This window comes from Myxococcales bacterium, assembly GCA_016720545.1.
Taxonomy (GTDB): domain Bacteria; phylum Myxococcota_A; class Polyangia; order Polyangiales; family Polyangiaceae; genus JAAFHV01.
The window spans coordinates 260,699-287,583 of the sequence record JADKKK010000035.1; the positions used below are offsets into that span (position 1 = coordinate 260,699).

The 26,885-nt window shown below is 71.5% G+C and carries 22 protein-coding genes; 10 read left to right on the forward strand and 12 right to left on the reverse strand.

Annotated features, from left to right (window positions below):
* Window positions 1–64: 64 nt before the first annotated feature.
* Together IPQ09_29680 and IPQ09_29685 are read left to right on the forward strand one after the other, a co-directional pair.
* Window positions 65–1,495 carry a hypothetical protein gene (locus tag IPQ09_29680; GenBank protein MBL0198318.1) on the forward strand — a complete coding sequence of 477 codons (1,431 nt, stop codon included), beginning with the start codon at window positions 65–67 and terminating at the stop codon, window positions 1,493–1,495.
* A 49-nt stretch (window positions 1,496–1,544) separates the two neighbouring features.
* Window positions 1,545–2,450, forward strand: coding sequence for a DJ-1/PfpI family protein (locus IPQ09_29685; GenBank protein MBL0198319.1), 906 nt, complete (start codon window positions 1,545–1,547; stop codon window positions 2,448–2,450).
* A 173-nt stretch (window positions 2,451–2,623) separates the two neighbouring features.
* Here IPQ09_29685 and IPQ09_29690 read toward each other — a convergent pair whose 3' ends face one another.
* The 3 genes from IPQ09_29690 to IPQ09_29700 form a co-directional block, all read right to left on the reverse strand.
* Window positions 2,624–3,778, reverse strand: coding sequence for a hypothetical protein (locus IPQ09_29690; protein ID MBL0198320.1), 1,155 nt, complete (start codon window positions 3,776–3,778; stop codon window positions 2,624–2,626).
* Between the two features lie 13 nt (window positions 3,779–3,791).
* Window positions 3,792–4,481 (reverse strand): hypothetical protein, encoded by a 690-nt coding sequence (locus tag IPQ09_29695; GenBank protein MBL0198321.1) that lies wholly within the window; start codon window positions 4,479–4,481, stop codon window positions 3,792–3,794.
* Between the two features lie 131 nt (window positions 4,482–4,612).
* The gene (locus tag IPQ09_29700; GenBank protein MBL0198322.1) at window positions 4,613–5,548 is read right to left on the reverse strand and encodes a hypothetical protein; all 936 of its coding nucleotides are present in this window, start codon (window positions 5,546–5,548) and stop codon (window positions 4,613–4,615) included.
* A 170-nt stretch (window positions 5,549–5,718) separates the two neighbouring features.
* Here IPQ09_29700 and serA point away from each other — a divergent pair, with 170 nt between their 5' ends.
* Entirely contained in the window at window positions 5,719–6,954 is a 1,236-nt protein-coding gene (gene serA, locus IPQ09_29705) for a phosphoglycerate dehydrogenase (GenBank protein MBL0198323.1), read from the forward strand.
* A gap of 441 nt (window positions 6,955–7,395) precedes the next feature.
* Here serA and IPQ09_29710 read toward each other — a convergent pair whose 3' ends face one another.
* Window positions 7,396–8,574, reverse strand: coding sequence for a hypothetical protein (locus IPQ09_29710; protein ID MBL0198324.1), 1,179 nt, complete (start codon window positions 8,572–8,574; stop codon window positions 7,396–7,398).
* A 569-nt stretch (window positions 8,575–9,143) separates the two neighbouring features.
* Here IPQ09_29710 and IPQ09_29715 point away from each other — a divergent pair.
* Window positions 9,144–9,869 (forward strand): hypothetical protein, encoded by a 726-nt coding sequence (locus tag IPQ09_29715; protein ID MBL0198325.1) that lies wholly within the window; start codon window positions 9,144–9,146, stop codon window positions 9,867–9,869.
* Between the two features lie 38 nt (window positions 9,870–9,907).
* On the opposite strand, the gene IPQ09_29720 is transcribed toward IPQ09_29715, so the two are convergent.
* The 3 genes from IPQ09_29720 to IPQ09_29730 all read right to left on the reverse strand — a co-directional run bounded on the left by IPQ09_29720 (window position 9,908) and on the right by IPQ09_29730 (window position 14,455).
* Window positions 9,908–11,401 carry a hypothetical protein gene (locus IPQ09_29720; protein MBL0198326.1) on the reverse strand — a complete coding sequence of 498 codons (1,494 nt, stop codon included), beginning with the start codon at window positions 11,399–11,401 and terminating at the stop codon, window positions 9,908–9,910.
* A gap of 33 nt (window positions 11,402–11,434) precedes the next feature.
* Entirely contained in the window at window positions 11,435–12,331 is an 897-nt protein-coding gene (locus IPQ09_29725) for an SDR family oxidoreductase (protein MBL0198327.1), read from the reverse strand.
* Between the two features lie 159 nt (window positions 12,332–12,490).
* Window positions 12,491–14,455 carry a hypothetical protein gene (locus tag IPQ09_29730; GenBank protein ID MBL0198328.1) on the reverse strand — a complete coding sequence of 655 codons (1,965 nt, stop codon included), beginning with the start codon at window positions 14,453–14,455 and terminating at the stop codon, window positions 12,491–12,493.
* Between the two features lie 471 nt (window positions 14,456–14,926).
* On the opposite strand from IPQ09_29730, the gene IPQ09_29735 reads away from it, so the two are divergent.
* Window positions 14,927–15,646 (forward strand): hypothetical protein, encoded by a 720-nt coding sequence (locus tag IPQ09_29735; GenBank protein ID MBL0198329.1) that lies wholly within the window; start codon window positions 14,927–14,929, stop codon window positions 15,644–15,646.
* An 89-nt stretch (window positions 15,647–15,735) separates the two neighbouring features.
* Window positions 15,736–17,478, forward strand: coding sequence for a PAS domain S-box protein (locus IPQ09_29740; GenBank protein MBL0198330.1), 1,743 nt, complete (start codon window positions 15,736–15,738; stop codon window positions 17,476–17,478).
* A gap of 22 nt (window positions 17,479–17,500) precedes the next feature.
* On the opposite strand, the gene IPQ09_29745 is transcribed toward IPQ09_29740, so the two are convergent.
* Window positions 17,501–18,076 (reverse strand): YdeI/OmpD-associated family protein, encoded by a 576-nt coding sequence (locus IPQ09_29745; GenBank protein MBL0198331.1) that lies wholly within the window; start codon window positions 18,074–18,076, stop codon window positions 17,501–17,503.
* A gap of 289 nt (window positions 18,077–18,365) precedes the next feature.
* Entirely contained in the window at window positions 18,366–19,586 is a 1,221-nt protein-coding gene (locus IPQ09_29750) for an MFS transporter (GenBank protein ID MBL0198332.1), read from the reverse strand.
* A gap of 125 nt (window positions 19,587–19,711) precedes the next feature.
* On the opposite strand from IPQ09_29750, the gene IPQ09_29755 reads away from it, so the two are divergent.
* The 3 genes from IPQ09_29755 (at window position 19,712) to IPQ09_29765 (ending at window position 22,494) form a co-directional block, all read left to right on the forward strand.
* Entirely contained in the window at window positions 19,712–20,224 is a 513-nt protein-coding gene (locus tag IPQ09_29755) for a hypothetical protein (protein MBL0198333.1), read from the forward strand.
* A gap of 75 nt (window positions 20,225–20,299) precedes the next feature.
* Window positions 20,300–21,214 (forward strand): acyl-CoA desaturase, encoded by a 915-nt coding sequence (locus tag IPQ09_29760; protein ID MBL0198334.1) that lies wholly within the window; start codon window positions 20,300–20,302, stop codon window positions 21,212–21,214.
* A gap of 200 nt (window positions 21,215–21,414) precedes the next feature.
* Complete coding sequence (locus IPQ09_29765; protein MBL0198335.1) at window positions 21,415–22,494, forward strand: fatty acid desaturase; 1,080 nt, start codon at window positions 21,415–21,417, stop codon at window positions 22,492–22,494.
* 41 nt (window positions 22,495–22,535) lie between these two features.
* Here the strand turns inward: IPQ09_29765 and arfB are convergent, their stop codons facing one another.
* Window positions 22,536–22,967: an aminoacyl-tRNA hydrolase gene (gene arfB / locus IPQ09_29770; protein MBL0198336.1), complete on the reverse strand. Its 432-nt coding sequence runs from the start codon at window positions 22,965–22,967 to the stop codon at window positions 22,536–22,538.
* Between the two features lie 14 nt (window positions 22,968–22,981).
* Window positions 22,982–23,734, reverse strand: a complete 753-nt coding sequence (locus IPQ09_29775; GenBank protein ID MBL0198337.1) for an EI24 domain-containing protein — start codon at window positions 23,732–23,734, stop codon at window positions 22,982–22,984.
* 91 nt (window positions 23,735–23,825) lie between these two features.
* On the opposite strand from IPQ09_29775, the gene IPQ09_29780 reads away from it, so the two are divergent.
* Entirely contained in the window at window positions 23,826–25,190 is a 1,365-nt protein-coding gene (locus IPQ09_29780) for a hypothetical protein (GenBank protein MBL0198338.1), read from the forward strand.
* Window positions 25,191–25,219: 29 nt separating this feature from the next.
* On the opposite strand, the gene IPQ09_29785 is transcribed toward IPQ09_29780, so the two are convergent.
* Window positions 25,220–26,824, reverse strand: coding sequence for a DUF2330 domain-containing protein (locus tag IPQ09_29785; GenBank protein ID MBL0198339.1), 1,605 nt, complete (start codon window positions 26,822–26,824; stop codon window positions 25,220–25,222).
* Window positions 26,825–26,885: the final 61 nt, after the last annotated feature.

Genomic DNA, 26,885 nt, shown 5'->3' on the forward strand with positions numbered 1-26,885 from the left:
CCGGACCGAAGCGACCGGATCGACGTGCGCCCGCCAGGCGCGCATGACACAACGAGGGGGCCCCATGACATCTCCGAACCGCCGCGCACTCTCGCCCGCTCTTCGCGCCCTCTTCGCCGCGAGCCTGCTCGCCGCGAGCCTGGGGGGCGCCGGGGCGGCCTGTGGGATCACCACGGATCCCGGCCCGGCCGACGCGGCTACGCGCGAGACCGGCGGACAGGAGACGTCGGTGCCGGGCCCCGACGCCACGGCCGACGTGGCCCCCGACGCGACGACGGGCCCCGACGCCACGGCCGACGCGACCACGGACGCGAGCGTGGACGCCACCCCCGACGCGACAACGGGCCCCGACGCCACGGCCGACGCCGCCGCAGACGCCACCCCCGACGCCACGGCCGACGCGATCGCCGACGCAGCGGACGCGGCCGACGCCGCGGACACCGCCGTGCCCCCCGTACCTCCCGCGGTGCGCTTCGTGGGCCGCTGGGACACGCGGTCCGCGCAGGGGCCGCGCGCGGCTTACCCGGCCTCGCGGGTCATGGCTCGGTTCGAAGGCACCGAGGTGAGCGTCCGCATGAACAACACGACCGGGTTCTCGGGCGGACCCGCCCGGTACGACGTGCTCATCGACGGGGTGCTCGAGCCGACACAGCTCGTCACCGTCACCGGCGTGGCGTCGTACCCGCTCGCGTCGGGCCTGGCCCCTGGCGTCCACTCCGTCGAGCTCTTGAAGCGCACCGAGGGGAACCTCGGCGTCACCACGTTCATGGGCTTCACCTTCGGCGCCGGCGGCACCCTCTTGTCGCCGCCGCCCACGCCCGATCGGCGCATCGAGGTCATCGCCGACTCCACGATCGACGGCTATGGCGTCGAGGGCATGGGCCCGAGCTGCCCGACCACCGAGCAGGTGCTGGCGAGCCACAGCCCGCGCCTCGGGGTCGCCGGCCTGGTGGGAGCCGACCTGGGCGCCGACACCATCATGGTCGCGTACTCGGGGAAGGGCCTCTACCAAAACGGCTACCTCCCCGACACCGCCACGATGGGCGTGCTCTACCCACGCACCCTCCCCGACGACGCGACGAGCGCGTGGGACTTCACCCGCTTCGTGCCGGACGTCGTCATCGTGTCGCTCGGCGGCACCGACTACGACGCAGCGAATCCGCCCGCGCCGCTCGCGGGGTTCACCGCGAAGTACGACGAGCTCATCACCAAGGTGCGCCTCCACGCCCCCGACGCCCATATTTTTCTCACGATCTACGCGCAGCTCAAGGACGTATACCCGGCGGGCTACTTCACGCGGAGGAACGTGCGCGCGGCCATCAACACGGTCGTCGCGAACCGCGCGGCGCTGGGTGACACCAAGGTCTACCTCCACGAGTGGCCCGAGAGCGTGCCATCGCAGGAGACCGGCTGCCAGTACCACGGCAACATCGCGCTCCACCAGAGCCTGGCCAACCACATCCTCCCGGTCATCCGCGCCAAGACCGGCTGGTAGCAGGCGAAAGGCCCTATCCATCGAGGCGTTGTTCGTGCAGAGTGCACGCATGCGCTGGCTCTACCACGCCCTCCCTAGGTCCCAGGCGACCGCGCTCCTCGCGGACGCGGCCTCCGAGCTCGCCCCAGCCACGGTCGAAAGCTTCGTGCACGCGTCCTTCCTCCCGCAGGTCGAGGCGAGCGCGCGCCTCTACGTCCCCCACGATCCGGTGGCGCTGCTCATCGATCCCCGGCGCGTCCCGCACCGCGTCGAGGTGGTCTCCACGCCGCGCGGCCCGATGCCGCACATCCACGGCGCCGTACCACGCGACGCGCTGGTAGGCGCGCTCGAGCTCGGCGAGCTGAGCGGTCAGGCCGCCGATCAGGTCGTCGGCACGCGCTTCGCGTTCGTCGCGTTCGAGGGCATGACGCTCCTCGACCTCGTGGGCGTGCTCGACCCCGTCTCGCGCATCGCGAGCATGGGCTTCGACCCGGAGAGCACCTGCGAGGTCGTCTCGGGCACGCTCGGCACCTCGGTGTGGGAGGGCGCAGGCGCGCGCCTCTCGGTCGCCAAGGTGAGGCCCAACCTCGGCGGCTACGACGTGGTGATCCTGCCCGGCGGCCCGGGCGCACACTCGCTCGTGAGAGACACGGCGTTCTTGCGCTGGCTCGAGACCTATCCCCCGAACCGCCTCGCGGCCTCGGTGTGCACGGGCTCGTTGCTCTGGGCGGCGGCGGGGCGGCTGCGAGGCAAGCACGCGACCACCCACGCGAGCGCCCTCGACGCGCTGCGCGGGCTCGGCGCGCAGGTGAGCGACACGCCCCCACGCCTCGTGGCCGACACGGGCACGCTCACCGCCGGCGGCGTGACGGCCGGGCTCGACCTCGGCCTCGAGCTCGTGCGGCGCGTCGCGGGCGAGGCCACCGCGGCCGCGATCGCCCGCCAAATGGAGCTCCCGGCGGGGTTCGGCGCCTGAAGCGTCGGCGCGCGCCCCCGAGGAGTTGCCTCTTCGAACGGCGTGACTCCCGATTAGCTTCCAGCGAGTTGGCCAACGAAGTGCGCTTGGATCACCTTGAGCGGCCCCTGGAGCATTCCCACTTCCTTCGTGGAGCGGTCCCACTCGACAGCCTTCTTGTAGACCATCGACCACTATGACCGACACGCGGGCACGCGGTCCATACCGCCGAAGAACCTGTCGATCATCGCCTTCCACGTGCGCGCGTTCTCGGGCGGGCCGCACTTGAAGGGCCTCCCCGCCACGCGAGGGCCGAGACCGAGGAGCGCGCGCTGCTCGTCGAACACGCGCGTGGCGAGCTCGGCCGCATACTCGAGGACGATGTCGTTGCCCGGCTGGAACGCGTAGTACGTGCCACCCCGCACCTGGAGCGCGGTGGGGGCGTACGGCGCGAGGCAGGCGGTGCTCCGCGGCGCGGCTTGCGCGGTCGTGACCTTGCACCGCGCGAGGATGGCGTGGACGTCGGCGGAGAGGGCCCGGGCGGACCACGCGCGGGCCCCGCCGGAGCCGTCGCCGGAGCCCGCGTCGAGATCGTTCAAGTGGAAGATCTCGTGGAACGCCAGCGAGAGCACGCTCTCGGCGGAGACGTTCAGCGACCCCTGGACGTTGTACGAGTAGGTCCAGTCGCTCGCGTACCCCGAGGGCGTGCGCTTGCCGTCGAGCGAGCGCACGAACTCGACCACCAGCGGCGAGGCCTGGTACGCGAGGCCCGCGCGGTCCGCGGCGGGGGCGAGCTCGCGCGAGAGCGCCTTCTGGAACGCGTCGATCTTCATGAGCGCGGCGTGGAGCCACACGAGGTGCTTGCGGTCTTGACCCGTCGGGAGCGTGGGGACGAGCCGGATCGTTCCGCGGTACGCGCCATCCATCGTGCGCGCCTCGCCCTGCCCGACGACCGTGCCGAACGACGTGTAGAGCTCTTGCACGAGCTCCTTCGCTTGGGGATCGCTCGCGTACCGAACGCCGAGCCAGCACGAGATCTTCTCGCGCGTGGCGCCCGCGCAGCGAGAGGCCTCGACCGGCACGCTGGTGCCAAAGAGGACGCGGCGCGCCGTGGCCTCGCTGATGGCGCGGTTGGGTGGCGTCGCGGTGGCGACGGGTGGGGCCGCGGAGGGGAGAGGCTCGCCAGGCGCGGGCTGCGACGGCGCGACGGACGTGGCGGGCGCGGGAGTCGGCGGTGCAGGCCGCGCGGGCGCGGTGGTCGCGGTCGGGCGGCTCTCGCAGCCGGGAAGGGCGAGGCCCAGCGCCATCGAGGCGAACCTGCAGAGGCGGCCGATCCGCGGGCGGAGCATGAGGCTCACGCGCTCAGCGGGCGCCCCGCGCCCGGCGCGCGCGAGGGTGTGCGGCCTCCTCCTCGGCTTCGGCCTGCGCGAGCAGCTCTTCCTCGACGTGGGAGACCACGCGGGGCGGCTCGGCGTCGGGCGCGGGACCGCGGGCCACGTCGACACGCACGCCCACGCGCGGCTGGGCGGCGATCCCACGGAAGCGAAACAGCACCCTCCCCTCGTCGTCGACGTCGACGGCGAGCTCGTCGGGGCGCTCCTTCGCCATCTGGGTGAGGTAGTTGTCCCCCACCGGCGCGCTCACGCGGAGCGCGGCGGCCACGTCGTCCTTCGTCAGGATGCCCCCACGCGCTCGCGCGAGCCCGTAGATCGCCTTCTCGCGGACCGCCAGCTCGGCGTGCTTTCCGCTGGTCGAGAGGGACTTGCCGCTCATGACGAGGCCAATGCCCAGCGCCAGCGAGACGAGGAGCATGGGGACGCCGAGCGCCCAGCCAACGATGCCGTCGGGCCAAATCGCCTGAGCGAGCGCCCCGACGACGCCGGAGACGCTGACACCGAAGAACAGCACGAGCCAGCCGAACACCCTCGCGAGCACGCCGCCGACCTGCGACGGCTGGCCGGCGAGGTTGAGCGACTCGGTCGGCGAGGCGAGCGGTCGCATCGCGCCGCAGGCCATGCAGTAGGCCATCACCCCCCGGTAGACGACGGGCACGTCGCTCTGACAGTACGGGCACACGCCCCCCAACATGCGCCTTCCCGTGGCGGACACAAGCAGAAGCGGAGCGGGGGGGCGTCCCGGGGGCGTCCGGCGCCCTCCGCGGGCCGGGCTGCTATGCGGCCCTCTCAGCAGGAGCGGACGAGCACGAACGCTTGGGTCTGCGCCACGTCGAGCTCGGGGCTCAGCTGGCGAGCCGACTCGCCCTCGCGCGCCGCCCCCACGAGGCGGATCTCGCTCTGGAAGGACGTGGAGATGTGGTGCGTGTCGAGCGGGAAGGAGGGGAGGTCGCTCTCGGTGCCGGGGTCGTCGAAGGCGAGCTCCGAGACGTTGGCGGGGGCGAGGGCGCGCGGCGGGCTGATAGGGATCGGGCGAATCGCAGGCGCGGCGGGCGGCAACATGGTGCGCGAGCGGGCCGCGAGGAGCTCGGGCGCTTCGGTCACCGGAGAGAGGCGCGAGAGCTCCTGCGTGCGGTCCGGATCGGCGCCGCGGGGGAGCGGATCGACCAGCGTGACCGGGGCCCTGCGGGGGGCGCGGGCGGCGGTGCGCTCGGTCTCGCCCATCACCAGGGTCTCGGAGGCCCGGTCGGCGGGGACGGCCGGCGCGCTCTCGGTAGGCGTGATCTCGACGAGCCGCCGGCTCGAGAGGGCGGCGAGGGCCCCGCGGGAGGCGGCGGCCCCGCTGGAGGCGGCGGGCACGCGGCGGCTCGACCGGAGGCCCCGGTACTCGCCGGAGAGCATCTCCTCGTAGGTGTAGAACGGCTCAGGGGGAGCGCCGAAGTGCACGCTGGCTTCCTCGGCCGCGCTCTCGCGGGCGGCCCGCTCGTCGCCGGCCCGGTCGACGCGGCGCGCCACCAGCACCGCGACCACGCAGCCGACCGCGAACACGAGCAGGCCGGTCACCACGGCGCCCTCGACGGGCGAGAGCACGCCGACCAGGCTGCGCACCGAGAGGCTCGCGCGCACGCCCAGGTCGGTCTCGGCCGCGCCCGCCGGCGTCGGCGCACACACGGCCAGCGCGGCGAGAATAGGAGCGAAGGCGGCGGGAAGCTTCGAGGTGTTCATGGCTTCAGTGGGTTCTACGCGGCCGGCGCGCAGACCTTCCCCTTCTGCGGCGAATTTCTGGGGGCCCGCCCTCATGGACATAAGTCATTGAAACTACGTACTCTTTCGCGGCGCGGCGCGGCGCACGAGGCGACGACACCAGGGCGCAGTGGCGGTCAAGGACTGCTAGGATGCGTGGCGCCATGATCACCCCGCCCATCCAGACGCCGCTCCGTGTCCTGCTCCTCGAGAGCATCCACCCGAGCTCGCACGAGGTGTTCCGCAGCGAGGCCATCACCGTGGAGACGGTCGCGACGGCGCTGAAAGAGGAAGAGCTCATCGAGCGGCTCCGCGGCGTCCAGCTCCTGGGCATTCGCTCGAAGACCCGCATCACGCCCCGCGTGATCGAGGCGGCCACCGACCTCATCGGCGTGGGGGCGTTCTGCATCGGCACGAACCAGATCGCCCTCGCGAGCGCCGAGCGCGCCGGCGTCCCCGTCTTCAACGCGCCGTTCAGCAACACCCGCAGCGTGGCCGAGCTCGTGATCTCCGAGGTCATCGCGCTCGCCCGGCAGCTCTTCGATCGCTCCCGCGAGGTGCACGAGGGCAAGTGGCGCAAGGTCGCCACGAGCTGCTACGAGGTGCGCGGCAAGACCCTCGGCATCGTCGGCTACGGGCACATCGGCTCGCAGGTGGGCGTCCTCGCCGAGGCGCTGGGCATGCGGGTCGTCAGCTACGACGTGCGCTCCACGCTCCCGATGGGCAACAACAAGTCGGTGGACACGCTGGAGAACCTGCTCCGCGTCGCCGACTTCGTGACGCTGCACGTGCCCGAGACCCCGCAGACCCAGAACCTCATCGGGCCGAACGAGCTCGCGCTCATGAAGAAGGGCTCCTACCTGCTGAACCTGAGCCGCGGCACCGTGGTCGACATCCCCGCGCTCGCCGACGCCCTCGCGCGCAAGCACCTCGCCGGCGCCGCGGTCGACGTGTACCCCGAGGAGCCCGAGTCGAACGTCGACGACTTCGGGAGCCTGCTCCGTGGGCTCTCGAACGTGATCCTCACGCCGCACGTGGGCGGCTCGACGGAGGAGGCCCAGGAGGCCATCGGCCGCGAGGTGGGCGTCGCCCTCGCGCGGTTCGCTCGCCACGGCTCCACCGTCGGCGCCGTGAACTTCCCCGCCGTCGAGGTCGCCCCCTTGCGCGACGGTCACCGCGTCCTCAACGTCCACCGCAACGTGCCCGGCGTGCTCCGCGACATCAACAAGATCGTCTCCGACCTCGACGCGAACATCCGCGCGCAGGTGCTCGCCACCGACAACGACGTCGGCTATCTCGTGATGGACCTCGACGACAAGATCGCCCACGAGGTCAACAAGGACATCGCGGCGCTCCCCACGAGCATCAAGACCCGCATCCTGTTCTGAGTGGGCGAGCGTGATCTGGGGCCCCTCTAGCACTACTGCGAGAGGTTCCCTCTCGCTACGCAGTTCGCTGCGCGAACGGCAGTCGTGCTAGCCCTGTCCCGTAGGGGGCGCGGCGCCCCCTCTCGGCCACAAAGCTGGCCGATTCACCCCTCCGGCTTGTCCGCTCCCGCGGCCAACTACCACCCCTGCGAGAATGAAGTCTCGCAGGTGTGCTAGTAAGAAAAGCCCTCGCAAGCACGCGTACTTTCATGCACCCGAGGTCGGCTCCGCCGGTGGAGACTAGCTATAGCTAAGGGCTCCGCCCGTGGGGCGGAGGACGGAGTCCTCCGATGACAAAGGAAGAATCACCGGGCTTGCTCGAAGAGCATGCTCGGTGATTTGGAACTTCAATCCTGCGCGCACCCAAGCGTGCACGCAGGACCGGCGCAAGCGTGGCGCGCGTCAGCGAGGAATCGAGAAGAGGCCTGTCGCCTCGCCCCAGTAGACGCGACCGCTGCTCACGTCGATCGCGAGGGCCAGCGCGCTCGTCTCCACGACGAGCTGGATCGGCCCCGTGAGCGCGGCGCGGGCGATGTAGAACTTCCCCGCGACGGTGATGGGGAAATAGGCCTCGGTGTCCGACACTCCGACCTGGCCGCAGGCGTTCCGGGCGAGCGTGCGGGTGCGTCCCGTCGACGTGGCGAAGCTCACGGTCCCCCCGGTGCAAGTGGCCATGACGGTGCCCGCGGCGTTCGACGCGACCTCGGTGCGTGTTGGTGCGGGGCCGCCGCTCGTCACGGTGGCGCCGCCGCCGATGGAGTAGTCCGGAAGGAAGACCGCGAGCTTGCCGAGTGAGTTGAGCATCGCGAGCGATCCGTCGGTCCGCGTGGCGGTCCCGACAGGCACGGCTCCCATGTCTGGAACGGGGAATGGCACTCGCTCGACGGGCGACGGTCCCGGGACGAATTGACTGAGATCGATGCTCTGGAGGGCGTACGCCCCGACGCCCTTCCTCATGACGAAGTGGACGCGGTTGCCCGACTGCGAGAGGCCCGACATCGAGGGCACGGGGATCGTCACGTTGCCCCCGGGGCGGGAGCAGGTCACGAACCCGTCGTCGTGTCCGGCGGCCGTCGTCCCCGGGCTTCCCCAGCAGAACTGCTCACCGGTCGCCGTCACATAGTCGAGATTCGCGACGCCGCCGACGAGCAGAATGGGGGCGACCGGCGCTACCGGCAAGGCATAGAGCTCACCGTCCGCCGCGTCGAGCGCGCTCCCCGCCGTGGCCCAGAGCACACCTCGCGATCCGGCGTTGGCGGCGATGCGCACCGGACGCGCCGACGGCCCAACGAGCGTCCCCACGGCACCCGCGGGCGGCGGCAGGATGACGTCGGGGGGCGAGGCATCCGCGGCGTCCGGCGTCGATGCGTCCCCGGCGTCCACCGGCGGCGCCGGCGAATCGGGCCGAGCGTCCACCTGCGCGTCCACTTGCGCGTCCACCTGCGCGTCCACCTGCGCGTCCACCTGCGCGTCCGGAGCACCCGCGTCTGGCGGCGGCGTCGTCGCGACGCTGCAAGCGGTCGCCGCGGCAACAAAGGTGACGAAAAGCGATAGAAACCGGAGGTGTTGGGGAGCCTTCATTCGTCCACGATACAGTGCGCTCGAGCCTCGTCACTTCCCATTCCGCGGGCGCGGGATCCTCGTTCTTTGGGAAGCGGACGCCTGGCGCGCTGCGTACCATGAGGGGATGCGGAGCGCTCGTCGCGAGGTCCTCGTGTGGTTGCTGCCCATCCTTGCGGCCGCGTGCGGCGGCGCGGCGCTCGAGCCGAGCCCCTCCCCTCCTGGCTCGTCGTCGGCACGACCCGACGTGCCCCCCGGCGACGACGCGACGACCAAGGACGCGGATCCCACGCCGCCGACCGCTGACGCGACGACCCCCGACGCCCGCGCCGACGCCGCCGAGGGCGGGGAGAGAGACGCGGAGGCCGACGCGAGCCCCCCGGGGGACGCCGACGCAGGGGCCGCGTCCGACGCCGGGCCCCCCACATACGTGTCGGGCCAGTCGTACTTCGACACGAGCGGCAACCAGTGGCTCGAGTACGTCGCCGGCGACCTCCCCATCGTCCTCAGCGTGCCACACGACGGCACGCTCGAGCCGGCGTCCGTCGTCGACCGCGCGGCGAACCCCGCGTGCTCCCACCATCACGACCGTGCGCGACACGAACGCCGCCACGCTGGGCCGCCTGATGCAGGCCGCGTTCGTCGCGCGCTACGGCGGACGCCCGCACCTCGTGGTCGCGAACATCTCGCGCAAGAAGGTCGACCTGAACCGCGAGATCGACGAGGCGACCTGCGGCGAGCCTCGCATGCAAAAAGTGTGGGCCGAGATGCACGGGTTCATCGAGGCCGCCGTCGCCGCCGAGGTCGCGCGCTTCAGCCATGTATTCTACATGGACATCCACGCACACGGCCACGCGAACGAGCGAATGGAGCTTGGCTATCTCTTCAGCGCCAGCGCGCTGCGAAGCTTCGCGACGAACCCCGGGTTCACCAGCGCGACGACCCCCTCCTTCGCCAACCTGCCCAGGTACCGCGATGGCCTCGTCTCCACGCGCGAGCTGCTCACCGGCGCGAGCGCGTTCGGCGCGCGGCTCGGCGAGCGGGGCCTCCCCTCCGTGCCCAGCCCGGCGGACCCGGCGCCTCTCCTGGGGGAATCCTACTTCAACGGCGGTTACAACACCGAGCGCTACACGAGCGCGGCGCACCCCGCGACGTTCGGCTGGCAGGTCGAGACCAACCCCGCGTCACGCGCCAGCGCCGCGCAGCGGTCCGCGACGGCCACCGCGCTCGCCGACGGGGTGGTCGCGTTTCTGTTCGAGCACCACGGCACGTTCACCGGCGCGTCCACTTGGCGCGTCCCGCCGCCCCTCCCGTGAAAGCGCCGGCCGCGCGAATCCGCGCGAGCGAAGGGGCGTCAGTCGAGGAGCGGAATCCCGTCGAGCCCGACGCTCGTCCCCAACTTGTGAGACGGGGGCGGCAAGAGCGGGACCGCCGTCCCTGAGACCGCCGCGCGCCAGTACGCCGCCTCGTCGGAGAGAGGCGGCGCCGACGGAATCATTCCCCGAAAGGGTTGACCGTACTTGTCGGCGGCTCTCGCGAGGTCCGTGAGCTGGTGACCGAGCGCGGCGGGCAACGGTCTCGGCATCGCCCGCGCGAGCACAGCGGTCAGGGCCGCGGCACAGTCGTAGATCGCCACCACCTGCTCTCTGGTGCGATCGCCCGGCTCGGCGAGCCACCCTGAGAGAACCTTCGCGAGCTCCGTCACCACGACGGCGGGCTCGAGGGTAGAGAACAGGGCAAAGACGCGCCAAGCTTCGTTCGCGATGGCGACCGGAAAGCCCTCGCAACGGCTGTGACAATTCCCCCGTTCGCCCCAGATACTCCCGAACATGTCTTGTGCGGCCGCAGCCGACACCTGCGAAAGGGCGGCGAGAAACGCGCCGGGGTTCTGGCGCGCCAGCTCGTATCCGTCGTGCGGCCCCACGAGCTCGGTGGCCTCGCGGCGCGGGAGGTAGATTTCCTCGCCCATGTCCGTGCGGACGCGCAGGAAGAACGTGGGGTCCTTGCCATACGGGTGCATGCTCAAGGTCGTTCCCCGAACCTGCACGAAATAGCGCTTGTCGTGGAAGGTGATGCGCCCGATCCCCGTGGGTCGCGGGCGCTCGGGGAGCGGCAGAGGCCTCTGGAACAGTCGCGGATTGCCCTCTTCGTTCAACGCGATGATTTCGTCGAGTGTGAACGTGCGTGGCTCCTCTCCGGCACCGTGCCCCCCAAACAGGTCGGGGTACACGTCTCGAGCCCGCAGGTGACGGTTCACGAACGAGTTCATCGCCGCCCGCGCGACAGGGCTGCCATAGGTCCGGAGGACCACATCCATGTATTCGGCGAAGGACAGAATGCCCGTGTTGTCGAGATCGGCCCCGTGGTCCTCACTCACCACGACGTTGAGATCGGTGGTTGGCAGGAACACGGCGACGTTGACCGTCATCTCGTCGGACTCGAAGAAGTCGAACGGCAACATGCCCCCCTCCCGACCGTTGGAAAGCCGGAGGCCGTGCCCTTCGTAGGGCCCGTCGAGGAGGTCCATCGCACAAGACCAATGGGCAGGCCCCTTCCGCATCTCGGTGATGGAGGGAATACGAACGCTGCCTCCGTAGCCCAGCTCACTCGGCTCGCGCATCCCGCTCGGGTCGCGCACGACCCAAGACAGCGTGAGGTGGGTCGTCCACTCGAAGAAGGTGCGCACGTCGTCGGGGACGGGACGGCCAAGCAGGCCCTCGAGCCGCGCGATCTGGGGATCCGTCGGCGTCGCGGCCTCCGCGGCGAGCACGTGCACGTCGGGATGCGCCCGCAGGTCTCGCACGAGCCCTCGCCACCTGCGCTCGTACTCCGCGACGGTGCTCAGCATCCCTGACTTGTACCAGGTGACGCGCGCCGCGGCTCACGCGCGCAGCAGGCCGTCCACGATTCGCTCGCTCTCGGTCCACAGCCGCTCCGCCAGCGCTTCGTCTTGCGCGTACGCCGACGGCGCCTTGACCTTGCAGTCGGCGTAGTAGGCGCCCGTGATCCCTGCGAGGGAGGGGTGCGCCGCGAGCAGCGTCTGGGTCGCCGCGCCCTGCGGCACGGTCTTCATCATCTTCGCGTCGATGCTGTCGAACACGGCCTCGCCGATGTGCCGCGTCAGGTTCGTCTTGATGACGCCTGGATGAAGAGCGTTGGCGGTCTGGCCCGAGGGCAATCGCTTGGCGAGCGCGCGCGCGAAGAGAATGTTCGCGAGCTTCGACTGCCCGTAGGCCTTCCACGGGAGGTAGGCGTTGGCGAGCGTGAGGTCGTCGAAGGCGATGCCCCCGTCGGGCGGGTTCATGTGCGCGCCGCTCGAGACGACGACGACGCGTCCCCCCTCGGCGAGCGCGGGCAGCGCGCGCGTGACGAGCGTGAAGTGCCCCAGGTGGTTCGTGAGGAACTGCAGCTCGTGGCCGTGCTTCAGCTCGCGCTCAGGCAACGCCATGATGCCCGCGTTGCACACGAGGGCGTCGATCTTCCGCCCCCCGGCCACGAGCGCCCGCGCGGCCGCGGCGGCCGAGCGAGGCTCCGACAGCTCGCAGGCCAGCGGCGTCCCTTCGATACCGAGTGTGCGAAAGGCCTCGAGCGCCTTCTCTTCGGTCCGGGCGGTCCCGATGATGTGCGCGCCACGGAGCGCGAGCACGCGGGCGGTCTCCATGCCGATGCCCGAGTTGCAGCCCGTGACGACCACGGTCTTGCCGGCCAGAGAGAGGCCCTCCGTCACCTCCTCCGCGGTCGAAGAGAAGCCGAAGGGGGTCGCGTTCGTCGTCGTCATGGGGACTCCAGCGGGCTCATGCCAAGGGGGTGGGATTCGGTGCGCGGGAGACTCCGCGCCATGACCTGCGCGCCGAGGGCTACTTCGGCTTGGTCGCCAAGTCGAGCTTGTAGGTGCCCGCCGTGGCCCGACCCCACCGCTTGGCGCCCCTCCAGCAAGTCAGGGCGTGCGGAACCGCATGCACCGGCCGCCCATCCACCCGGCCTTGAACTCGGGGTAGATACCCCGGGCGTTTCCTCCGCTGGCCGCCGCGATGCCGTTGAAGTGTCCCCCCGCGAAGGCGAGGCCCGTGGGCGCGACGGTGTCCGCCAGCGCCATCTCGTGCATGTTGCCGCGCATGTCCATCCACGGCTCGTCGCCCGGGTTTATCTGGACGATGTCCGCCGTCATGCGCCCGGGAGCCGCCACGCGTGACGCGCCGTCCGTCACGGTCGCAGGCACGTTGGGGTAGAAGTACGCGAAGGGCGCCTGGCCGGCGTCGCACGTGAAGTTCGCGGGGCTCGTGGCCACGTCCAGCGCGACCATCCGGCCGTGCTCGGGGGACTCGCAGGTCGGTCGGGGGCCGACGGCGCGCTTGCTCGTGCCCGTCCCCGCGACGAACCGGAGCACCGCGCTCGTGGCGAGCTGGCCGCCGTCCCAGGCGCAGAACGCCGCGAGGACCGCGTTCGGGATGCAGTTCATCGAGCGAGTGTCGAGGTCGGTCTGCGACAGGAACCTCGGGCCTCCGAAGTTCTTGTCGATCATGATCGCGTCCGGGTACCAGTACGTTGGGTATCCGTAGATACCCGTCGACGCGACTCGGCAGTTGTCTCCGTGAGTGTAGAAATAGGTCCCGCCGTAGCCGAAAATGCGATCGAGCCCGACGTCGCCCACGGTGCCGAAATCGCGAATGGGGTCAATTCCGCCTCGTGGAATGTCGACGACGGTGCTGGCGGCCGTCGGCATCCACATGTTCCACTCGGGGTTCCAGTACGGCGGAGGGTTCGCGTCGACCCAAGCCTTGATGTTCGGCACCCCTCCGTTGGCTTGCATCATGCGCTCGACGAACGTGCGCACACGCCCCGCGGTCACCTCGTACTTGTCGAGATACACGGTCTTGCCAGGGTTTCTCGGATCGCTGTAGCCCGGCACCGGGAGCGACTTGCAGCAGCTCTCGTGACGCGACCCGGGCTGGCCGATCTCGCCCGCACCGCAGGTCGTGCCGCCGTTCACGCCGGTGCAGCTCCGAGCCTCGGCGCAGTGGAGCGTCGTGTCGCAGCCGTCGGAGGCGCAGTCTCGATGCAGCGCGCACGCCTTGCCCGTGTCGCACCGCTTGCCGGGCGGAGGAGCCGCGCCGCCGCAGTCGATGTCGGACTCGTCACCATTCCGGACGCCGTCGGTGTAGGTGGCCGCCTGGCACACGTTCGCGGTGCACACCCGGCTCCCGCAGTCGCCCGGCCCCGTGCACGGGGTGCCCGCGGGACAGGGCGGCGCCTTCGTGTCGAAGCCCGTCGGACCCTTGCCGCAGTCGACGCCCGTCTCGTTGCCGTTCTTGATGCCGTCGGTGCTCGTGGGGGCCCTGCAGATACCGGCGGTGCACACGCCGTCCTCGCAGTCGGTGGCGACGCCACAGGCCTTGCCTTCGCCGCAGCGTTTGGCGTTCGTGGGGGCGCCTCCGCCGCAGTCCACGTCGGTCTCCGTGCCGTTCTTCGTGTTGTCCGTTCCGGTCGGGGCGCGGCACACGTAGCCACGGCAAGAGAGGCTCTTGCAGTCGGTCCCCTGGGCACAGCTCTTTCCGTCGTCGCATCGCGGGGCCGCGCTCGCGCTGCCGCCACAATCGACGTCGGTCTCGCTGCCGTTCTGCACGCCGTCCCCGGCTGCGCCGGGGAAGCAAACGGCGTCTTTGCACACCTTGCTCACGCAGTCGGCCGCGGCCGTGCATGCCGCGCCGTCCGCGCACGGCGGTGTCGCGCAGCGCGCGGGAGGTGGAGGCGCGCCGTCGGGGGGTGCCGACCCGTCTGGCTTGGAGGCCGTCCCTGCGTCGGCCGCCGGCTCGGTCGGCGCGGGGTCGGCGCTGCAGGCGACCATCAGGAAGCCGATCGACCCGGTCAACGCCAAGAGGACAACGTGGCTACGCGCGCTCATGAGTCACCTCGTGCGGTCGCCCCCCGGCGAACCACGATCTCGAAGTGTTTCGGATGCATGCGGCCCGCGCAATCGCTTTCTCGGGAAAGCGCCCCCTCGGCGTCACCGAGCCGTTCCTGCGCGCGACACGACACGACCGCGCCTGCCGCCCGAGTGGGGCAGCCTGTCGATTTTCAGACCGAGGCTCACGCTCGGCGGTTCTCGTACCCCGCCTCGCCTCTGCGCGACTTTCGCGAGCCGCTCCCTGCTCCGCACCAGGTGCTGGCCTGGCGAGATCGCGGGCGCGGGCGCGGGCGCGGCCCCCGCTGCGCGGCGCTCCTCGGCGTCGTCGCCGAAGGCGGCCCGCAGGCCGCGACACTCCCAGCACAATCGTCCGACACCGGCGGAATTCATGAGCAATTTCAGCCACCCGAGACGCCAAGTGGACACGGTTGGGGTGGCGCCGCGCGAGGCGTCCGTTATCGTCAACGGATGCGCTACGCCCCCGCCCGCACGCCGCGCCGGTTCTTCTCCGCATCGCTGGTCGCGCTCTCTGCGCTCGCGTTCCTGGCGCCCGCTTGCAGCGACAGCCCGCAGACGCTCGTGGGCGAGCCGCCCGTCACCGGCGGCGGGGGCGGCGATCCCGACGCGCCCCCTCCCCCGAGCGCCACCTCGACTTCCACTTCCACCTCACCCACCCCGCCGCCCACGGGCACGGGGACCACCACGCCGCCCGCCCCTCCGGGCCCGCCCGCGGCCGAGCCCAACGACCCCGTGCTGAAGGGCATCGTCGCCGCCCACAACGCCGCTCGCGCCGCGGTCGTGCCCGCGCCCGCCACCGCGCTGCCCCCGATGGCCTGGTCCGAGTCGGACGCCGAGGTCGCCCGCGCGTACGCGGCGAAGTGCGTCTTCGCGCACAACCCGGGGCGCGGCCCACGCGGTGAGAACCTTTACGCCAACAGCGGGGGCACGAAGTCTCCCGCGGCGGTCGTCGGTAGCTGGGTGAGCGAGGTCAAGAACTACGACTACGCGACGAACCGGTGCTCGGGTGTGTGTGGGCACTACACGCAGGTCGTTTGGCGCGAGAGCGTCAAGGTCGGGTGCGCGATGCAGCGCTGCACCGCGAACAGCCCGTTCGGCGGAGGAGCCTGGGACAACTGGGTCTGCAACTACAGCCCGGCCGGGAACTTCGTCGGACGAAAGCCCTACTGATCGCGCGGTCGGCGCGACGGCCGGCGAGCGGCGCGAAACGAGCCGCGGCGACCGTGCGCCCAGCCGCGGGCTCGTGTACGGTTCGCCGCGTGCGCATCAGCTGCAAGCTCTCCCGCGAGCTTTTCGACTCCGCCGAGGCGGTCGGGATCAGCCGGCTCACGCTCACGCGGGGGAGCCACACCAACGCGGAGCGCTGGGGCAATCCAAGAAACGACCTCGACTGGAGCGAGCTCGCCGACATCTTCAACGAGCTCGAGCGCGCCTGCGAGCACGACCCCGAGCGCGTCCGCGCTGTCGGCCGCGCGCTCATCACCGCGCCCTCGTGGACCTTCTTGCCGCGCCTCGCGCGCGGCGCCGTGCCGTTGCGGCGGCTCTACCAGGCGGGCGCAGAGTGGGCCGCGCCGGCGATGTTCCCCCACCTGCGCCTCGAGATGTCGTACCCCGGGGACACCGTCGTGCGCGTCCGCACCGCCATTCCCGCGCCGTACGCCCCCTCGAAGGCAATGTTCCACCATTTCGAGGGGATCCTCGAGGAGCTTCCGCGCAGCCTCGGACTCCCCCGAGCGCGCCTCGTCGAGTCGAGGGTGACCGACCGCGACATGGACAGCCTGATCGAGCTGCCCGCCTCGTCGACGGCGCTCGCTCGGGTGAAGGGCCTCGCTCGCCGCGCTCGCGGCTTCATCCTCCGGAGCGACGTCGTCGACGCCTACGAAGCGCAACGCCGCGAGCTCACCGCCGGGCTCGACGCGATGCGGGCCGAGTCGCTCGAGATCAAGCGTATCTTCGCCGATCTGCCCGACCTCGTGCTCGTCCACCGCGACGGGAGTATCCTCTGGACCAACGCCGCGCTCTTCGAGGCGTTGGGCTACTCCGACGGCGCCGCGTTGGTCGGGCGCCCCGTGCTCGAGATCGTCGCCCCGGTCTCGCACGCGAGCGTGGCGGCTCGGATCGACGGGTCGGCCGACACCCCGGCGCCGCGCCTCACCGAGATCCGCCTCATCGCGCGCGACGGCCGTGCCTTCGACGTGGAGGTGTCGCCCGCGCGCGACGTCGTGTTCGGCGGCGAGCCCGCGCGCCTGGTGGTGGGCCGCGACGTCACCGAGCGCGCGCGACTGCGCGAGCGCCTCGCCATCTCCGACCGCATGGCCTCTATCGGCGTGCTCGCGGCCGGCGTCGCGCACGAGGTCAATAACCCCCTCGGCTACGTGTTGAACAACATCGAGCTCGCCGACCGGGAGCTCGCGACCCTGGACTCCGAGTCCGCCCGCGCGGGTCGGGAGGCCCTCGCCGTCGCCCTCGAGGGCGTCGACCGCATCCGCACGATCGTCCGCGAGCTCGTGGCCCTCTCGCGGGTCGACGAGGCGATCTCCACGCCGGTCGATCTCCGCGAGGTCGTCGAGTCGACCCTCGCGCTCGCGGGCCCGGAGCTGCACGCGCGCGCCTCGGTCGCGCGGCGCTTCGAGCCGGTCCCGGCGGTGCGTGGCTCGCGCGCGCGTGTGGGTCAGCTCGTGCTGAACCTGCTACTCCACGCGAGCGAGGCGATGGCCGATACGCCGCGCGCGGAGTGCGAGCTCGTGGTCGAGCTCCGGGCATCTCCCGAAGGCGACGCCCTCGTCGAGATCTCCCACAACGGCCCCAGCCTCTCTGCGGAGGATGCGCGCCGCATCTTCGAACCGTTCTTCGCGCCCGGGGGCGACGCGACCTCCCGGCGAGGAGCGGGCCTCGGGCTCGCCGTCGCGTGGCGGCTCGTCCACGACGTGGGCGGGGACCTCACGCACACGGACCGCGCGCCGCGCGGCAGCACCTACGGGGTCAGGCTACCGCGGGCGTGACCCACCGGCGTGCACGCGCTCGTCAAGCGTCGCGGAGGCCCTTGCCCGCCAGGATGCGCGCGACATGCTGGTCCACGCGCCGCGCCCGTGTGCTCGACTGCTTCGCGCCAGCGACGTGGAGGTCGTACTCGCGCCGACGACCCGGCGTGAGCGCGAGGAAGGCGGCGCGGAGGGCGGGCTCGCGATCGAGTCGCTCCTGGAGCTCGGGCGCCAACGCGGGCGCGGGCCGGTCAGGCAACGTCAGGCCCGAGTCCTCGACGGCGATGGCCTTGGCCACGAGATCCCGCAGCGTGGGCTCGAGGCGAGTGACCCGTTCGAGGTCGGAGAAGCACACGCGGCGAGGGTAGCGCGAGCTCGCTCCCTGCTCTTCGAGCACCCCGCCCGGGTCGTCGAGCAACGCCCCCTTGAAGAACATGAGCGCCAGGAAGGCGTTCATCGGCTGGACGATGGCGATGTTGTGGCCGCCGTGCGTGTAGCAGGGCTTTCCCCACTTGAGCGCCTCACCAAGGCCGCAGTCGAGGAGGACGGCGCGGACGCGCGCGGACTCGGCGCGCCAGCGCTTGGAGGTGACGAAATAGCGGTCGACCAGCGGATCCATGACAATTCCCGAACTCTGGGAGAACGTGCGAGCCTTCACCGGCCTTCCGGTTGGAATGGGCCGACCCTACGGGACGGGCCGAGCGCGTGGCAAGCGTGCTCAGCCGAAGGCGGCGTCGGCGCACGCGGCGACGGAGAGCAGCGCGAAGAGCCCGAAGAGGACCGCCATGCCGATCGAGTGCGCGTCGCGGGCGTCGTGGGTGTGCGTGGTGCTCATGCCCCCTCGTACGCCCGGCCGCGGCTCCCCTTCCCTCGGCGCCAACCATTTTTTCCGTCGGCGTCCGGCGGGGCTACTCGAGCCGATCGACGTCGCGAAGCGCGGGAAAGAACACGGCCCACGCGGCCACGATGAGGCAGGTGCCGACGCCGCCGGCGATGACGGCGACCTCGGGCCCCAGCCACGCCGCGGTGAGGCCCGACTCGAACTCGCCGAGCTCGTTCGACGCGCCCACGAAGACGTCGGTGACGGCGTACACGCGGCCGCGCATCGCGTCGGGGACCCGCACCTGGAGGAGCGTGCGGCGCACGACCACGCTCACCATGTCGGCGGCGCCGAGCACCACCAGGCACGCGAGCGAGAGGGGAAAGCTCTTCGACAGCCCAAAGGCGATCGTCGCGACGCCGAACACGCCCACCGCGGCGAGCATGCGGCGGCCCGCGTGACGCTGGAGCGGAAAGAAGCTCAGGAAGAGCGCGGTGGCGGACGCGCCGACCGCCGGCGCGCTGCGAAGCAGCCCGAGCCCGAGCGGGCCGCCCCCAAGCGACGCAGCGAACATGGGCAGGAGCGCCACCGCGCCACCGAGGAGCACGGCGAAGAGGTCGAGCGAGAGCGTCCCGAGGATGGCTCGTTCGCGGAACACGTAGCGCAACCCCGCGAACAGCTTTGCGAATTTGCTCTCGCCGGGCGGCCCCTCCTCGGCCGCCGTGGGGCAAGCCGACGGGCCACCGCCCCGCACCGACGCGGTCGCGAGCCCGGCGCCCGTGAGGAGGACCATCGAGGCCGCGTAGGCGGCGGACGGCCCGAGCCCCCCGTACACCGCGCCGCCGAGGGCCGGCCCCACGATGACCGAGAGCTGCCACGCCGTGGAGGACCACGCGACGGCCCTAGGGAGCAGCTCACGCGACACCAGGTTCGGCGCGAGCGCCTGGCTCGACGGACCGCTGAAGGCGCGCGCCGTGCCGAAGACGACGAGCACCGCGTAGATCGGCCAGAGCGCTCGGTTCTCGGCCCGCGTGAGCGCGAGGAGGCACAGCGTGCAGGCCACCTCCGCGGCGTAGCAGAGCACCAGCACGCGCCGCCGGTCGACCCGGTCGATGATCTGGCCCGTCACGAGCGAGAGGGCGATCGCCGGGAGGAACTGCGCGAGGCCGACGTAGCCGAGATCCATCGCCCGGCCCGTGAGCGAGAACACCTGCCAGCCGATGACCACCGAGGTGATCTGGTGGCCCAGCATGCTCGCGACCCGCGACGCCAGAAAGAACCGGTAGTCGCGCAGCTCGCGGCGAAACATGCCGTCGCCTCTCTACCCCAAACGCCGCGCTCGCGACGAGAAACACCGGCACTTCGGCCTTCGGCGTGGGCGCGGGCGCAGCGACATTTACGCCGCGCTCGCGACGAACTACCAAGGGCCCCCCTATGGCGCTCGATCCCGAGTTTGTGGCGGACTGTCCCTATGGCCCCGGTGGTCTCTTGCTCGACGACATCCTGGAGATCGACCGGGAGGGCGGCAGGGTCGTCGCGCGCATGCCCACCCACGACGATCTGCCGCTCACGCGCGAGCAGCGCGCCCACCCGCTGCGGCACCCCCGCCACGTGTCCGGGGGGCTGATGGTGCACATGACCGGCATGGTGGGCTTCGTCCACGCCTACTACGTGCTCGGTCTCCGCCACGCCGACGGGTGGGTGGGCTACGGCGGCCGCATTCACCTCGCGAAGTTCCTGGCGCTCGCGCCCCCGGGCGAGCCGCTCATCCTCGAGGCCCGCGCCACGCAGGTGAGGCGCATGGCAAAAAGTGTGTTCTGCAGATACGCGCTCACCTTCACGCAAGGCGCGACGCGCATCTACGAGGGTGATCAGAGCGCCATGTGGGTGCGCCCCGACGAGGCTGTGGCGCACCTCGCCGAGCTCGCGAGCCGCTCGGCGAAGTAGCCGCGGCCATCGCGCAACGGTGGCAGAGGGCTGACGGCTTCGTGACGAGGCGCCCCCTAGATTGCCCTCACGACCATGACCACCGACTCCACTGCCCACGCCGGTGCGCCCGCCCGGCGCTATTCGCTCGTGAAGAGCATTCCCTTCTTCGCCGTGCACCTCGCCGCCGTCGTCGGCGTCGCGCTCACGGGCTTCTCGTGGAAGGGCGTCGCCCTCGCCGCGGCCCTCTACTTCGTGCGCATGTTCGGCGTCACGGCCGGCTACCACCGCTACTTCTCGCACCGCACCTTCCGCACGAGCCGCGTTTTCCAGTTCTTGCTCGCGCTGCTCGCGGTCTCGAGCACCCAGAAGGGCGTGCTGTGGTGGGCGGCACATCACCGGTTGCACCACAAGCTCAGCGACAAGCCCGGCGACGTGCACAGCCTGAAGCGGGACGGTTTCTTCTGGTCTCACGTCGGGTGGATCATCGCCGACGACCACGAGGCGACCGACGAGAAGCGCATCTCCGACCTCACCCGGTTCCCCGAGCTCCGCGCCCTCGATCGCGTGCACGTGGTGCCGACCATCGCGCTGGCCTCGACCCTCTACCTCGTGGGCGGGGTCCCCGCGCTCTTGTGGGGCTACTTCGTCTCGACCGTGCTGCTCTGGCACGGGACGTTCACCATCAACTCGCTGTGCCACGCCCTCGGCAAGCCCCGCTACCGCACCGGCGACGAGAGCAAGAACAGCCTCGCGCTCGCCCTCCTCACGCTGGGCGAGGGCTGGCACAACAACCACCACTACTACCCGCGCTCGACCGCGCAGGGGTTCTTCTGGTGGGAAATTGATGTGACCTATTACATCCTGAAGGCGCTCTCCTGGGTCGGCGTGGTGTGGGACCTCCACGTGCCGAGCGCCGAGGTGCGCGCGCGCCAGCTCCTCGACGCGCCGGCCGACGCGCCGGCGCCCCCGCTCCCGCTGCCCGTGGAGGCCCTCTCCGACGCCGAGTGACCACGCGCGAGGCCGCGAGGCCGCGAGGCGGCTCAACCCGGAGTGCGCACAAACCTACGCAACGAGAGGGCGACTACGCACTTTGACATATTCACGCCAGAGGTCATGACGCGGTTGGTCCCGAGAAAGAAAGCGCGCTAAGACACGCGCGCCCCGCCCGGGCGTTAGGCACGGAACGAGCAACCGGGGCACACGGACCGATGCAAACGACGGCGCCCTCCCCCCTCATCTCTCCCGTCTCCCTCGCTGCCCCCGTCGACGCGCGTGAGCTCGCGGACGAGGCCGAGCGAGCGACGTCCCCGAAGGAGCGCACGGAGAAGGAGCTCATCCACGCCTCGCGCCCCTACGCCACCGAGTCGCGGGCGAAGAGCTGGTCGGTGTTGCTCGGCACGCTCGCCGTGCTCGGGGCGTTCTGGTCGGGCGCGGCGCTCTCGCCGCACTGGGCGCTCCGCCTCGCGTTCGGCCTGCTCGCCGGCCTCACGATCGTGCGGATGTTCATCGTCTATCACGACTTCATGCACGGCGCGATCCTGCGCAACTCGTGGCTCGCGCGCGCGATCCTCCACGCGTATGGCGTGCTCGTCATGACCCCGCCGCGCGTGTGGAAAGAGACCCACAACTACCACCACGCGAACACGGCGAAGATCATCGGCTCGCACGTCGGCTCGTACGTCATGGTCACCACGGGCATGTGGCAGAAGATGAGCGCCCGCGAACGCTTCATGTACAAGGCCGTGCGCCACCCGCTCACCATCCTGTTCGGGTACTTCACGGTGTTCATGCTCGGGATGGGCGTCTCGCCGTTCCTCCGCTCGCCGAAGAAGAACTGGGACTCCGCGCTGTCGCTCGTCGTCAACTGGGGTGTCTCGGCGCTGCTCCTGTGGAAGCTCGGCGCGGCCGGATTCTTCTTCGGGTACTTCTTCCCCCTCGCGGTGGCGATGGCCTCCGGCGCGTACCTGTTCTACGCACAGCACAACTTCCCCGACATGAACGTGCAGCCGCGGCACGAGTGGAGCTACGCGCGCGCGGCGCTCGAGTCGTCGAGCTACATGAAGATGGGGCCCGTCATGAACTGGTTCACAGGCAACATCGGGTATCACCACGTCCACCACCTGAACCAGCAAATCCCGTTCTATCGCCTGCCCGAGGCGATGGCCGAGATCCCGGAGTTGCAGCACCCCGCCACCACGAGCCTCGGCCTCTCGGACATCGTCAGCTGCTTTCGCCTGAAGCTCTGGGACCCCGACCTCGGCAAGATGGTCGGGTATCCGAAGGGCTGAAGAGCGCCGACGGTCGCGCTGCAGGCCGGGGTCGTCGCGCGTCAGTCGTCGCCCCCGCTCCTCGCGACGCCAGCGCGGCGCTGACCCTTCTTCTCGGCTTGCGCGCGCTTGTCGCCGAGCCGGCGCCGGACGGCGCCCCTGGAAGGCTTGGTCTTCTTCCGGGGCACCTCCGGCGTGATCCCCACGAGCACGAGGTGAGCGAGGCGGGCGCGCGCGTCGGCCAGGTTCTGCCCGCGGTCGCGGGTCTTCTGGCTCACGATCTGGAGCCTGCCTTCGGCGTCGATGCGCCCCTCGCAGCGCGCGCGGAGGAGCTCTCGCTCTGCCGGGGTGAGGGCGAGCTCCTCCTCGAAGGCGTAGCGAAGATCGACCTTGGACTCGACCTTGTTCACGTTCTGGCCGCCTGGTCCCGACGAGCGCGCGCTGGTCCACGAGAGCAGGCGACCCGAGAGCGTGAGGCGCTCGGTCACGACCAGATCGGGCGACGCGCTCACGACCTGCGCTCCGTGGCGACGACGAGCCGCGTGCCCGCGATCACGCCGACCGGCAGCAGGAACAGCCCCACCCCGGGCACGAGGAGCATGAGCGCGAGGGTGGTCCCGAAGCCGAGCACGGCCCCGAAATGATCGGTCACGAACGACAGCCGCGCGCGCAGCCCCATCGAGCGGAGCGAGAACGGGTAGTCGAGGAAGTCCCACGCGGCGAGCAGCCCCACGACGATCACCTTGAGCGGCACCGTGACCACCGCGAGCGGTGGCACGGCGAAGCTGAGGACCGCGAGCGCGACGATCGCGGGTACGCCCACGAGCAGCCCAAGGAGCGTGACCTTGAGCGAGCCGAGCAGCGCGGGCAGCAGGTCGGGCCCCGTGCGCCGGGGGCCGCCGAGCGCTTCCTCTTGGCGCGTGGAGAGGGCGTCGAGCGCGAACCCGGAGAGCGGCTGCGCCAGCGCCGTCGCGACGAGGAACGCGACCGCGACCGACACGAGCCAGAGCACCACGCGGAGGAGCCACGCGAGCACGATGGAGGTGCCTTCGCGGTGTACGAGATCGTGCGTGAGCGCGTTGGTCGCCACCACGCCCGTGGTGCCGAAGAACACGATGAGGGCCCCCGCGATGACCACCGGCACGAGCGCGTGCCCCCACAGCGCGGGCCGCATCACGAGGAAGCCGAGCCCTCGAAATACGCTCGCGATCCCGAAGAAGAGCCCAGGTTGCGCCGGCGCCGCGGCCGCGCGATCGTTCATGTCGAGACCTCGCGCCAGAGGCACGCCGCTCGCCGGTGGCTCGCTTGCGTGCTCATGGCCCGGACAAGGTACCACAGCGTATGCTCCGGCGATGCTCGCCCCGGCCCCGCGCAGCCTCGTCACGTCGCTCCTCGCCTCGCGGCGCGCCCCTCGCGCTCGCGCCGCGGCCCTCGCGCTCGCGTCGCTGCTGGTCGCGTGCGGCGCCAAGGAGCTCGGGCGCGTCTCGGGCGCGCGCCTGCTCGCCCGGGCGGACGGCGGGGCCGAGCTTCTGGTCGAGGGTTGGCCTCGGGTGCCGCTCTCGGCGGGCGATGTGGGTGGTCGGCCGTCGATCGAGCTCGCGCGCGACGACGGCCTCGACGCGGTGGCCTTCCGCGGGGTCGACGGCCAGTGGGTCAACATGGTGATGCTCGCGGGCGAACCGCAGCGAGGCCCGGCGACGACGACGCCCGCGGCGTACGAGGTCACGGTCGGCGAATTGCTCGCCTCGACCCCGAGCCCCGACGTCATCGTGGGCGCGGTGCGCGCTGCGAAGGGCCCACCAGGACTCGCCCGGGTGCTCGCGCGCGCCGCGGCCACCGAAGGGCCGAGGTGGGAGCTGCGCCTCCCCACGCTGCGGCCAGCCGATCGCGACGAGCTGGCGACCGCGTTCTCCGCGCTCGTCGCTGACCCCACGGCGTCCCCCGCGCTCCTCTCGCGCGCTGTCGCGTTCGCCGATCCGCGGGCCCTCGCGGCGTCGGCGCTCACCCAGCGGCTCGCGGGCGTCACGGGCGCGAAGGACGCGCGCGGCGGCCTCGGGGCGGCGGTGCTGCTCCGCGTACTCGCCGTCAAGTCGCCGGCCGACGCCGGCAAGCTCGGCTGCGATCTGCTCTCGGCGAGGCCACCGCTGCTGGCGGAGCCCGAGCCAGAGCGCGCCGCGCTGGTCGACGCGGCGGTGCTGGCCGTCGCCCACGCGGGGGCGTCGTGCGCGCCGGTCGACGCGCTGCTGCGCGAGGATCCGTGCGCCGCTGGCCTCCGGTGCGCGACGTCGGGTGTCTCGGCGGGCAGCCCCCTGTTGGCCAACCAGACCACGACCCAGGACGAGCCCACGTGCTCGGTCGACGCGCTCACTCGCGCCGTGGAGGCGGAGCTCGCCCGGCCCCCGGCGGAGGTCGTCAAGGACCCCCACGCTGGGCGCACGTCGACCTACGCGCTCGCCGCGCTCACCCGCGGAAAGCGCGCGCTCGGGGCCGAGGCCTCGCGCGCGCAGGCGAGGCGTATGTACACGATTGTACAGATCAAATCTCCCGAGTGCGACGCGGTGTCGGAGGTGGGGCGGCCGTGCCACGCGCCCGACGCGGTGCTGCGTGATCAGGCGTGCCGAAACGAAGGCGCCGTCGTGCGCGTGGGCACGCTGTCGTTCCGGGTGGACGACCAGAAGAAGACCCTGGGCCCGGCGGAGACCGCAGCGCCGCCCTGAGGCGCGGGTAAGGCCTCGTGAGCCGCCGCTCAGCCCCGGCGACGCTTGCGTGCCCACGCGAGGCCCGCCACCGCGGCGGCTGCGGCGAGCCCGTAGCTCCCGAACGTCGTGCGTGAGCGAGCGCCGCTCGCGCAGCCCTGAGCGCGAGTCGGGCTCGCCTCGTCGGAGTAGGTGTCGACGTAGTGGACGCTCTCGACGGGGGTCTGGCTCGTGGTCGCCTCGAGCCGCAGATCGCCGGCCCCGAGCGCGTTCGAGGGCAGCACGGCGCGGAGGCGCGTGACCCACACGCCGGTCGGGCTCATGCCCTCGGTGGCGACGGCGAGGTCGTCGAGCCCACACGGGAAGCTCGTCGAAGGTCCAGGCGATACGCCAGCGTCGGGGCGAGGGGATCCCGCGTCGACGCGAGGAGCTCCCGCATCGACGCGGCCCCCGCCGCCGTCCGCCTCGCCGCCGTCCGCCTCGCCGCCGTCCGCCTCGCCGCCGTCCGCCTCGCCGCCGTCGGTCGCCTCGGGATCGCTCGCGTCCGGCGCGGCGGCGTCGGGTGCCGCGCCGGCGTCCACGGGGGCGCGCGGGGGGATCCCTCCGTCCGTCGATGCGACTGGGCCGTTGTCGGGACAAGGCGTCGAGCCGCCCGTCCCGCCGCTCGAGCCGCCCGTCCCGCCGCCGGCGCGGCGACAGAGACCGAAGTAGGTGTCGACGAGCGACGGGTGGAAGCTGCTCGCGTAGCGGCGAGTCGCCGCTTGCACGACGTCGACTCGCCCGGAGAACTCCGTAAGCCACGCGCGCCCCCCAGCCTGCGCCATCGCAGCCGCGGCGAGGTCTTGGTAGTTCGAGCGATTGCCGGTTCGCGACCAAGTAAGGTCGGACTCCCACTCCACCTCGGCGTCGGGGAAGTTCTGGGGGTGGTAGCGCCCCTCGCCGATGACGTAGAGCGTGATGCCGACGCGCGCGCCGACGCCGGCGGCGACCATGCGAAGCGGCAGCGTCGGATCGGCGCCGGGCGTGACCACGCGGACCGGGCGCATCTGCCGCTCTCCGCAGCGCGGCGCGAGCCGAAGGGCGATGAAGTCGAAGCCCTCGCGCACGTACGCCGCGACGATGGGCTCGATGTTCGTGGGGATCGCGAACGCGTGGCTCTTCAGCCACCGCGTGAGGGCGTCGGGATCGGTCGCGCGAAGCGTGACGGTCTCGTAGGGCCCGACGACGGCTTGACTCACGATCTGCACCTGGCCCTCGCCCGGCGCGCCCGAGCCGGTGGAGTCCGAGGCGCTGCACCCCGCGACGGCGCAGCCGAGCCGCCCGCCCGTGCGCCCCGGCGGGACGATGACGGGCTGGGTCGCGGCGTCGAGCGCAGTGAAAAACTCGTCGTTCGCGAGCTCGAGCTTCGTGCCCGCGCGCACCGGAAGCACCCACGCGAACTCGCGCGGATCGCCCGTGTAGCGAATCTGGTCCCAGAGCACGGTCTGGGTCTTCGAGATCGACAGGGCCATCCGGTGGTCGGTGACGACGGTCGACTCGTTCTGCACGAAGCAGCCGCCGCAGGCGCGGACGTGGGTGCTCTGCGTGAGCGCACACGCGGCGACGGCGGCGGCTAGAACGAAGGGGACGAGGCTGCGTACGGCGAGGCTCTTCAAGGCGGGCTCCTCACGCCACGCGACGCGACACGCGCGCGTCCGGTGCGCAGCGGTCGATCCG

Excerpts from the sequence above, each read along its gene's own strand:
- IPQ09_29680 (MBL0198318.1), top strand. The coding sequence starts at position 65 with ATGACATCTCCGAACCGCCGCGCACTCTCGCCCGCTCTTCGCGCCCTC.
- IPQ09_29685 (MBL0198319.1), top strand. The coding sequence starts at position 1,545 with ATGCGCTGGCTCTACCACGCCCTCCCTAGGTCCCAGGCGACCGCGCTC.
- IPQ09_29690 (MBL0198320.1), bottom strand. The coding sequence starts at position 3,778 with ATGCTCCGCCCGCGGATCGGCCGCCTCTGCAGGTTCGCCTCGATGGCG.
- IPQ09_29700 (MBL0198322.1), bottom strand. The coding sequence starts at position 5,548 with ATGAACACCTCGAAGCTTCCCGCCGCCTTCGCTCCTATTCTCGCCGCG.
- serA (MBL0198323.1), top strand. The coding sequence starts at position 5,719 with ATGCGTGGCGCCATGATCACCCCGCCCATCCAGACGCCGCTCCGTGTC.
- IPQ09_29710 (MBL0198324.1), bottom strand. The coding sequence starts at position 8,574 with ATGAAGGCTCCCCAACACCTCCGGTTTCTATCGCTTTTCGTCACCTTT.
- IPQ09_29720 (MBL0198326.1), bottom strand. The coding sequence starts at position 11,401 with ATGCTGAGCACCGTCGCGGAGTACGAGCGCAGGTGGCGAGGGCTCGTG.
- IPQ09_29725 (MBL0198327.1), bottom strand. The coding sequence starts at position 12,331 with ATGACGACGACGAACGCGACCCCCTTCGGCTTCTCTTCGACCGCGGAG.
- IPQ09_29730 (MBL0198328.1), bottom strand. The coding sequence starts at position 14,455 with ATGAGCGCGCGTAGCCACGTTGTCCTCTTGGCGTTGACCGGGTCGATC.
- IPQ09_29735 (MBL0198329.1), top strand. The coding sequence starts at position 14,927 with ATGCGCTACGCCCCCGCCCGCACGCCGCGCCGGTTCTTCTCCGCATCG.
- IPQ09_29745 (MBL0198331.1), bottom strand. The coding sequence starts at position 18,076 with ATGGATCCGCTGGTCGACCGCTATTTCGTCACCTCCAAGCGCTGGCGC.
- IPQ09_29750 (MBL0198332.1), bottom strand. The coding sequence starts at position 19,586 with ATGTTTCGCCGCGAGCTGCGCGACTACCGGTTCTTTCTGGCGTCGCGG.
- IPQ09_29755 (MBL0198333.1), top strand. The coding sequence starts at position 19,712 with ATGGCGCTCGATCCCGAGTTTGTGGCGGACTGTCCCTATGGCCCCGGT.
- IPQ09_29760 (MBL0198334.1), top strand. The coding sequence starts at position 20,300 with ATGACCACCGACTCCACTGCCCACGCCGGTGCGCCCGCCCGGCGCTAT.
- IPQ09_29765 (MBL0198335.1), top strand. The coding sequence starts at position 21,415 with ATGCAAACGACGGCGCCCTCCCCCCTCATCTCTCCCGTCTCCCTCGCT.
- IPQ09_29775 (MBL0198337.1), bottom strand. The coding sequence starts at position 23,734 with ATGAACGATCGCGCGGCCGCGGCGCCGGCGCAACCTGGGCTCTTCTTC.
- IPQ09_29780 (MBL0198338.1), top strand. The coding sequence starts at position 23,826 with ATGCTCGCCCCGGCCCCGCGCAGCCTCGTCACGTCGCTCCTCGCCTCG.